Source organism: Desulfovibrio sp. 1214_IL3152 (genome assembly GCF_036763055.1).
Classification (GTDB): Bacteria; Desulfobacterota; Desulfovibrionia; order Desulfovibrionales; family Desulfovibrionaceae; genus Desulfovibrio.
In genome coordinates this window covers 1-2,022 of the sequence record NZ_JBAIYW010000277.1, presented here as the reverse complement: position 1 = coordinate 2,022, position 2,022 = coordinate 1, and the positions used below count along the sequence as shown (strand labels likewise).

General features: G+C 56.8%; 1 protein-coding gene and 1 pseudogene. Both read left to right on the top strand.

The genetic code is table 11. From position 1 onward, the window contains the following. The first annotated feature begins 248 nt into the window (after nt 1-248). Nucleotides 249-938 (top strand): metallophosphoesterase, encoded by a 690-nt coding sequence (locus tag V6C07_RS05950; protein ID WP_333535442.1) that lies wholly within the window; start codon nt 249-251, stop codon nt 936-938. 343 nt (nt 939-1,281) lie between these two features. Continuing rightward, nucleotides 1,282-2,022 (top strand): annotated as a pseudogene (locus V6C07_RS05945) (Rne/Rng family ribonuclease); the annotation flags it as partial.

The following is a 2,022-nucleotide window of genomic DNA, read 5'->3' as shown; positions in this document are numbered from 1 at the left end:
GCGACAGCCGGATCTTGCCTCTGATCCACGCCCGGCAAGACCGCAGACTGCGCCCCTGCCCCTGCTATGGGCCGGGTGCGACACGCTTTCAACAAGCGGTCATCCGGTTCCGGCTGGGCAGGCTGTAACCTTGCGCGGCTTTCTCGGGGGCCGTGATCCGTATTTTTTTCACTCATGCCGGGCCTTTCCTTATATGATGAAGTATGGCAGCATTACAGCAGTGCCAATGTAACAAAGGATGCACCGCCATGCCAAGCTCTGACGCTCAGGATTACCTCTGGATCGCCGTGGGCGACATTCATGATGAAACCGGTCGCTTTGCCAAAATTCCCGAACTGGCGCAGGCCGACGGCATTATTGTCACCGGCGACCTGACCATCACGGGCGGCGTTCAACAGGCTGAAATGGTCATGGACGCCCTGCGCAGTCATAATCCGATGATTCTCGCTCAGATAGGCAATATGGACCGCCCCGAGGTGGACCAGTGGCTCAGCGAGAAGGGCTGGAACCTTCACACCAAGACGCGCGAACTTACGCCGGATACCGCCATTTTTGGCGTTGGCGCTTCCACGTTCACGCCGTTCGGCACTCCCAGCGAATTTCCCGAGTCCGCCTTTGCGGCATGGCTTGAAGCCTGCTGGCAAAAGGCGCGCAACTATCCGCACAGCGTGCTTGTGTCCCACAATCCGCCCAAAGACACCGCCTGTGACGTCATCCCCGGCGGCATTCATGTCGGCTCCACGGCGGTGCGCGAATTTCTTGAAGAAGCCCAGCCCGATATCTGCCTGTGCGGCCATATCCACGAAGCAAGGGCTGTAGACCGCGTGGGCCGCACCATCGTGGTCAATCCCGGCGCTCTGGCCCAGGGGGGTTACGTGCTCCTGCGTTATAATTCCGGCCAGTTGTCGGCGGAACTCAAGGTTCTGGACGAAGACTAGCGGGCCTGCCCCCATATCCGCTGTTATCAAAAAACACATGCGCGCCCGGTTTGTAAAAAAACCGGGCGTTTTTGCTGTGTATCGCGATATGAAACAAAAGTGCGCACGGCTGGATAAAAACGAAAATACAAGTAATCTTAAATATATTCACAAAGTTATAAATAACTCTACCCTTATGGGGAGCTTGCATATTTTTTAAAAAAACGTACTCTCTGAAAAGCGGACCAGCATGTCTGCCGCACAAGCGCGCCAAGCGGTGCTGCTGCGGTGAATTCCTTATGAATAGCAACATGCTGCTGAAATTTTTCGCGGTGGCAAACCGCCCCGCATTGAAAGGACGTTCATGACCAAAGACCAAGAAACCCCAGTGACAGAGACCCCAAATTCAGGCGAATCAGGCCAGAAGACATCCAAACCCAAAACCCGCGTTTCTGCCCGCGGAAAAAGTGCCACGGCTGCCGAAGCCACGGCCGGACAGGCGGAAAAAACTTCATCTCGATCCTCTCCCGCTTCCAAGATTTCCTCCAGTTCTTCCCTTTCTGCCGATACGCCCGCCCCCAAAGCCAGTAAGCCCAAGGCAGGCAAAAGCGCGGCCCTCAAATCTGTTGCCGCTTCCAAAAGCACGGACACAAAGCCTGAATCAGCCGAAGAGGCATCTGCGGTGAAAGGCGCAGCCCCCAAAGCGGTGGAAAAAACCGCCACAAAGGCCAAAAGCGCCCCAAAAACCGCCGCAAAGAGCAAGTCCGCCGCCGGAAGCAAATCCGAGGCCGAGGAAAAAAGCGTAAAAAAAACCGTCGCCAAGACCGAAAAAAAAGCCGCGTCTTCTGCTGTCGACTCCAAGCCCGCAACCGCCAAGGCATCGGCCGCCAAAAGCAAACAGACCACCGCTAAAAGCGGGGCAAAGCCTGTTTCCGGAACCGCAAAAAGCGGATCTCAAGACGCGCCTGTCGCAAAAACGGCCTCTGCCGAATCCGCGCAAAGCATGCCCAAGGCAGCCGAAGGAACCGCAACAGCCAAAACGGCCGCCGCAACGGCCCCTGCCGGAAATGCGGCCCCCAACGCGGGGCAAGCCCCCAAAAGTGCC

Bases quoted from the DNA above. Each gene is read 5' to 3' on its own strand.
- V6C07_RS05950 (WP_333535442.1), top strand. From the start codon at position 249: ATGCCAAGCTCTGACGCTCAGGATTACCTCTGGATCGCCGTGGGCGAC.